The organism is Mobiluncus sp., assembly GCF_985070215.1.
The window spans coordinates 21,218-27,755 of sequence record NZ_CFKZQR010000027.1; the positions used below are offsets into that span (position 1 = coordinate 21,218).

Genomic DNA, 6,538 nt, shown 5'->3' on the forward strand with positions numbered 1-6,538 from the left:
GCGTTATATTTCGGACGCGCCGGATTGTGGCGAAAAGTCCAGTTTGCCCGTTAGCCCACGTCACCGCGCAGACGCACGGACAGGCAGGTCACACAACCTTCGAGCTTTTCGTACTCGCCGATGTCTACCGCGACCACCTCGTAACCCATGCTCTCAAAGAGTTCCTTGGACTTGGGCGCGGCAGCAGACATCAGAATCTTGTTATCCTCGAGCAGAACGACGTGCGAACCGGGTTCTTCGGGAACTTCCATGAACTTGTCCCACACGGTCGGGTCGTCCACCAGCGGTTTGTAGCCGACTACGGTGCCGTCGTACAAGGCGGTGACGCCGCTCTTGAGGTGGAGAACCTTGGTCATTTCCACGGGGATGACTTCCGCGTCGAATTCCTTCAAGTACTCGGCAAGCTGGCGCACCCCTTCTTCGTTGGTGCGGCCACCGGGAGTTTGTCCAACCCAGACTTTACCGTCAAACTTCAGGATATCTCCCCCGTCTACGGTGCCGGGTTCCTTGATGTAAGCCACGCGGTACCCAGCGTCGCGAACAGCCTTTTCAACTCCCGCAACCTCAGCGCGACGCTCCGGAGCTCCAGAGCGAGTGATGATAGCGAGATCCCCATAGACGAAAACAGGATCCTCAATGAATACCGAATCAGGGCAATCCGGAGCGGGCTCGACCTCGACGGTTTCCCATCCGTTATCATTGAGTGCCTTGACGTAGCCTTCCCACTGGCGCAAACCCAGATCATAAGAGACGGCAGACTTTTCAATGTGTGTCACAATGCCATCAGCCATTTTGGGGCTGGGGCGACGAACTAATGCTAATTTCCTAGTCATGCTTTCCAGCGTAGTAGTGGTCCGGAAACCCGTCAAGAGATTGGCGCACCGAGATGACTGGGCTATTTAGCAAACGTTACAGGTATCCCCGGTGCCCCTCATATTCCCACAGTTTTGGCGTTGCCGCGCTGGGGAGGACGGGGACGGGTGAATTTATAACTTAACAGAAAAGACCGGACATACGTCCGGCCTTTTCAAAGAATGTGTATCGATTACTCAACTACAGCGAGCAAGTCGCGAGCGGAGAGAATAACGTATTCCTCACCCTGGTACTTGACTTCGGTGCCGCCGTACTTGGCGTAAATGACCTTGTCGCCTTCCTTGACATCCATCGGCACACGCACGCCCTTGTCGTCAACGCGACCGGGGCCTACCGCCACGACGGTGCCTTCCTGCGGCTTTTCTTTTGCCATATCCGGGATGACCAGCCCCGAAGCGGTAACCGTTTCCGCTTCCAGCTGCTTGATAACAACCCGATCTTCCAAAGGTTTAATGCAAACCGACACTGCGATTGCCCTTTCTCTAAGTTCCTGATGATATTTCACCAACCGAGCGCCGTCGCGGGTGGCACCCTGCCAGTCGATTTGTATTTTATGCCGCAATTAGCACTCTCGCAACCCGAGTGCTAAGTCACTTTCATGTCCCTCTATTTTGGCGCCGTCCCGTGAGGTTCCCCCTTTGGCTCCGGTCACCCTTAGGATTGAACTATGGCTGTAAGTTCGCTGGTGCCCGTGTTGAGCAAAGACGGATTCCAATTGCTGGAATCCTTGGGAACCCTCGGACCCTACACGCCGGCGCTCGCAGACCAATTGAGCGCAGGTTTACGGAAACGCGGTGTCGCGCCGGAGCTGGTGGCAGCCATTTTGACCCAGCTGGAGTTGCGCGAGGCAGCGCAGGTCAAATTCGGAGATTTCGCGCGAGGCATGCTGTTCACCCGAGATGGTTTGGAGCAAGCCACGCGTTTACCGGTGGCTGCCGTACACGCCGGACGTTTTCGGGACGCCGGTTGTCACAAGGTCGCCGATTTAGGTTGCGGGTTAGGGACTGAGTCCCTGGCGTTGGCTGGTTTGGGGCTGCTGGTAACGGCTTTTGAACTCGATGAAGCCACCGCGGCGGCGGCTCTGATGAACCTTCGCGCCTATCCCGAAGCCCAAGTCACTCAGGCAGATATTTTGGAGCTGGATTGGGAGCAGATGCGTACCGAAGGGGTGGACGGCGCGTTTGCAGATCCTGCCCGGCGCGATGCCTCAGGCAGGCGACTGCAGCCGGAGTCTTGGAAACCCCCACTTTCCCGCATTCTCGCTTGGCAAGACGAGATTCCGCACGGGAACCTTGGCGTAAAGATCGCCCCTGGAATCAACTATCAAGCCCTGCCGGCGCAGAGCGAAACCCAGTGGATTTCTGTGGGAGGCGAACTTGTGGAGGCGGGAATCTGGCTGGGCGACTTGATTCGCCAACAGGGACGCTCCGCTCTGTTGATGGACAAGAACGGAAAGATAGCGACTGTGCTGCACGATGAAACCGCTGCCCCGTGCAACACGCCTGCCGAGTTGAGCGAGACTATTGCGACCGAAGACGAACTGGGGGAATGGATTTTTGAACCTGATGACGCAATCATCCGGGCAGGACTGCTGGCTCAAGTTGCAGATAAAACATACACAAAAACGGTATCGAGAAAAATCGCCTATCTGACCCGGAATACTGCCCCAGAGACAGCAGACACGAAACTAGGTGGCTGGTTCAAGGTTCTGGAAGTCCTGCCTTTGGACGAAAAGAAGATTCGCACTGCGCTAAAAACGCGGCCACTCAGGTCTTTGGAAATTAAGAAACGCGGAGCCGATGTGTCCCCCGCCCAGCTGCGCCGAAAACTGCTGACCACGACTGAGAAGAACGGCGAGGATTTGACTCTAATCGCCACGCGCTTGGGTAGCCGACATCGGGCTATTCTGTGTCGGCGCTGCGCGGAAATTTAGACGCCAGGGAAAACCAACTAAAATGTAGGCGTGTTAAACGGTGCGAAACTCACTTTAGGAATCGAATCTACCTGCGACGAGACTGGAGCCGCCATTGTAGCGGGCAAAACTCAGCTGCTGGCTAATGTGGTAGCGACCTCGATGGATGAATATGCCCGCTATGGCGGGATCATTCCCGAGATTGCTTCGCGGGCGCATCTGGAGTCGTTCCTGCCCGTGGTCAGTGAGGCCTTAGACGAGGCGGGGGTGAAGCTCGCAGACATTGACCAGATTGGCGTGTCCGCTGGTCCGGGGTTGATTGGTTCTCTGGCGGTAGGAATCGCCGGAGCAAAAGCCCTGGCCGCCGCTACTGGTAAGCCGCTTTACGGGGTGAATCACGTCATCGGACACCTGGCGGTGGACCAGCTGGTCAACGGTGAACTGGAACTGCCGGCAGTGGGACTGGTCGTCAGCGGTGGACACACAAACCTGTTGCTCATCACTGATTTTGCGGCTGAAGGTGGAATCAGGGAACTGGGCGGTACCCTCGACGATGCTTCGGGGGAAGCCTTTGACAAGGTCGGGCGCGTGCTGGGACTGCCCTATCCGGGAGGTCCGCATGTGGATCGGCTGGCCCGCGAAGGCAGACTGGGGGCGATTGACTTTCCGCGCGGTCTGGCCGGAGCAAAATACGCGAAAACCCACCCTTATGATTTTTCTTTCTCCGGACTGAAAACTGCGGTGGCTCGCTACGTGGGTCAGCTTGAAGCCTCCCCGGAAGTACGGAGCCGCCCGGACTTTACGGAGGATTTCGCCCCCGCACGCGAAGGCAAACCGTGGTTGCCGGTAGCGGATATTTGCCGCGGTTTTTCGGAATCCGTAAACGACTCCCTGGTCAGCAAGACTATGCGGGCGCTAACCGATTTTGATGCAAAAACCCTGGTGGTGGGCGGCGGATATTCCGCGAATTCCCGACTGCGCGAATGGCTGACGGAGGAATGCGCGCGAGCTGATATCACCCTGCGGATTCCCCCGCTGAAGTTCTGTACCGACAACGGCGCGCAGATTGCGGCCATCACAGCGGCAATTGCAGATACGAATTCCCCCAGCCGGGCGGATTTTTCGCCAGTCTCCGCCCTGGACCTCACTACCGTTATCGTCTAAGGCCACCGATATCATCTAGGCAGCGGAAACTTAACAACCAATCGAAAAACCAGCCTCACCGCAGACCCCTGTGAAAGGCCCGCTGAAGCACACCTCTTGTCGGCTCAGTCCTAAACGAAACCGTGCGGAAAAGGTATGCTAAGAACCATGACGGAAACGAAGTCGAGCGAAACCATAAAACTGGTGCTCACCCTCTCCTGCCCCGACCGACCCGGAATTGTTCACGCCGTATCCGGCATGGTAGCCGGCGCGGGGGGCAATATCATCCAATCGGCCCAGTTCGCAGACACCGACACGGGACTGTTCTTTATGCGAGTGGAGATGGATGTTCCCAGCGTTCACGACATTAACGCCCGGGTGGAGGCTTTAGCTGCCGATTTTCAGATGGCTTGGGACTTGGACGAAATTGGGCGGGCGCTGCGCACCGTCATCATGGTTTCCAAAGAGGGACATTGCCTGTCCGACCTGCTCTATCGTGTGCGTGATCACTCGATTCCAATTGATGTGAAAGCGGTCGTGGGCAACCACCCCGATTTGGCTCCCATCGCAACGTTCTATCAAGTGCCGTTTATTTTGGTGCCGGTCACGAAAGACAATAAACCCGAAGCGGAACGGCAGCTGCTTGACTTGGTCGCCGCGGAAAAGGTCGAGCTGGTGGTGTTGGCCCGCTATATGCAGATTCTTTCCGACAAACTGTGCCGGGAGATGAGCGGGCGCATCATCAACATTCACCACTCGTTCCTGCCGTCGTTCAAGGGTGCAAAGCCGTATGACCAGGCCCACGACCGCGGTGTGAAACTCATTGGGGCGACCGCGCACTATGTCACGGCGGATTTGGATGAAGGTCCCATCATTGAACAGGACGTTTCCCGAGTGGATCACACGTTTACCGCCATCGATATGCGTAAACAAGGTCAGGACGTGGAACGTCGAGTCTTGGCTCAAGCCGTGAAGTGGCACGCCGAGCATCGCGTGTTGATGAACGGCAACCGCACCGTGATTTTCCGGTAAAGACGCCGAATTGCGAGTAAACCATGTCAGAACACCGGCCTCCAGACAACGCGAAAGCGGACGAGCAACTTCCTGACGACCAGATTTCGGACAGCACGCAACCAGGCCGACCTTCGGACAACACAAACGCGAACTACCGACCTCCGGACGACCCCGAAACCGCACCCTCGGAGGGGTGCTATCGCCAAGAAACACGTAACATCCGCCGTGTCGCCTTCATTTTGAACCCGGCCTCCGCCAAAGGCCACGCCCGCAAAACTGCTCGGGTAGCCCGGAAAGTACTGGAGCAACGCGGTCTGGAGATTGTTGATTTTCCAAGTGATACTGCGGCACAAGCCCGGGACTCGGCTCGCCGGGCTGCGGCTGATTCCACGGTGGACGCCATCGTCGTTTCCGGTGGAGACGGGATTCTTTCGCTGGTCCTGCAGGAGCAGGTTGGTTCGGACAAGCCTTTGGGGATTATTCCGGCAGGTTCTGGCAACGACCATGCCCGTCACTATGGGATTCCGCTGAATCCGCGTAAATCCGCGGGCATCATCGCGGATGGTTTCGTTAGTCAAACCGACCTGGGACTCGCGACTTTTACCGATTTGCGCGGCAAAGAACGCCAGCGCTGGTGGTCCACCATTACCTGCGTAGGGTTTGACCAAATGGTGGCGGATAAAACCCAGGAAATGCGCTGGCCGCACGGTTCGCTACGCTACATCTTGTCCTTGTTAATTATTCTGGCGAAGTTCCATCCCCGCCCGGTTCGTCTCAGTCTCGACGGGGTGGTTTGGGGCGAGAATCACCTGACGTTATGCGCCGTAGCCAATGGAAAGTGCTATGGAGGCGGTGTGGTAGTGGCTCCGCAAGCCTCCAGCTACGACGGGGTTTTCTCGATATCGACGTTGAGCTCAATGCCCCGCCGGAAGGTGCTTCGTCCCTTACTGGCTGCCAAGAGGGGGAAATTCGCTGGCGCTCCCGGGGTGACTTTTCACGAGGCTCGCCAAGTCAGCTTAGAGATGGAAGGGTTGGCTCCCATTGCCGATGGGGAACGCTTGGGGTACGGGACGGTCAACTTGGAATGCGTGCCTAGAGCCGGGTGGTTTATTTTGCCGCGGCCCGAGGGGATTTAGGGCACGGTTACGGACCCATCAACACCGCAAAAACGAGTACGTAGCAACACCATTTCGTCGGGGGATTAGCAAGGACTCGCACCGCTCGCCTTGCCCCCCACCACTCAAAACCAACTCGTCGGGGGATTAGCAAGGACTCGCACCGCTCGCCTTGCATACCCCTCCTCGCTCGCAACAAAAAACGAGAAAAGAAAAACAATACGTCGGGGGATTAGCAAGGACTCGCTTCGCTCGCCTTGCATACCCCTCCTCGCTCGCGCCACATGAAAGTAAACTTTCATGTGGCGCTCGCTCGTCGGGGTGACAGGATTTGAACCTGCGACATCCTGCTCCCAAAGCAGGCGCGCTACCAAGCTGCGCTACACCCCGGAAAGGTACAGTTCATCGTACCGGAAAGTTCGAGTTGGAGGAAACCCATCAGACCCGGTAGACTCATTTACACGCGGGCGTAGCTCAATGG

General features: G+C 57.1%; 6 protein-coding genes and 1 tRNA gene. 4 read left to right on the forward strand and 3 right to left on the reverse strand.

Features of this window, described 5'->3' with window-relative positions; all coding sequences use genetic code 11:
* Nucleotides 1-50: 50 nt before the first annotated feature.
* Together ddaH and groES are read right to left on the reverse strand one after the other, a co-directional pair.
* Nucleotides 51-833: a dimethylargininase gene (gene ddaH / locus AC5LBQ_RS06280; RefSeq protein WP_295026814.1), complete on the reverse strand. Its 783-nt coding sequence runs from the start codon at nucleotides 831-833 to the stop codon at nucleotides 51-53.
* A 212-nt stretch (nucleotides 834-1,045) separates the two neighbouring features.
* Nucleotides 1,046-1,339 carry a co-chaperone GroES gene (gene groES, locus AC5LBQ_RS06285; RefSeq protein ID WP_036324231.1) on the reverse strand — a complete coding sequence of 98 codons (294 nt, stop codon included), beginning with the start codon at nucleotides 1,337-1,339 and terminating at the stop codon, nucleotides 1,046-1,048.
* A gap of 201 nt (nucleotides 1,340-1,540) precedes the next feature.
* Between groES and AC5LBQ_RS06290 the strand changes: the two genes are divergently transcribed.
* The 4 genes from AC5LBQ_RS06290 to AC5LBQ_RS06305 all read left to right on the forward strand — a co-directional run bounded on the left by AC5LBQ_RS06290 (nucleotide 1,541) and on the right by AC5LBQ_RS06305 (nucleotide 6,078).
* The gene (locus AC5LBQ_RS06290) at nucleotides 1,541-2,806 is read left to right on the forward strand and encodes a class I SAM-dependent methyltransferase (protein WP_297346517.1); all 1,266 of its coding nucleotides are present in this window, start codon (nucleotides 1,541-1,543) and stop codon (nucleotides 2,804-2,806) included.
* 30 nt (nucleotides 2,807-2,836) lie between these two features.
* Entirely contained in the window at nucleotides 2,837-3,949 is a 1,113-nt protein-coding gene (gene tsaD, locus AC5LBQ_RS06295) for a tRNA (adenosine(37)-N6)-threonylcarbamoyltransferase complex transferase subunit TsaD (RefSeq protein ID WP_493264954.1), read from the forward strand.
* Between the two features lie 147 nt (nucleotides 3,950-4,096).
* Nucleotides 4,097-4,960, forward strand: coding sequence for a formyltetrahydrofolate deformylase (purU, locus tag AC5LBQ_RS06300; protein ID WP_295026808.1), 864 nt, complete (start codon nucleotides 4,097-4,099; stop codon nucleotides 4,958-4,960).
* A 23-nt stretch (nucleotides 4,961-4,983) separates the two neighbouring features.
* Entirely contained in the window at nucleotides 4,984-6,078 is a 1,095-nt protein-coding gene (locus AC5LBQ_RS06305; RefSeq protein WP_493264955.1) for a diacylglycerol kinase family protein, read from the forward strand.
* Nucleotides 6,079-6,373: 295 nt separating this feature from the next.
* Here AC5LBQ_RS06305 and AC5LBQ_RS06310 read toward each other — a convergent pair.
* Nucleotides 6,374-6,447 (reverse strand) — tRNA-Pro (locus tag AC5LBQ_RS06310).
* Between the last annotated feature and the right edge of the window lie 91 nt (nucleotides 6,448-6,538).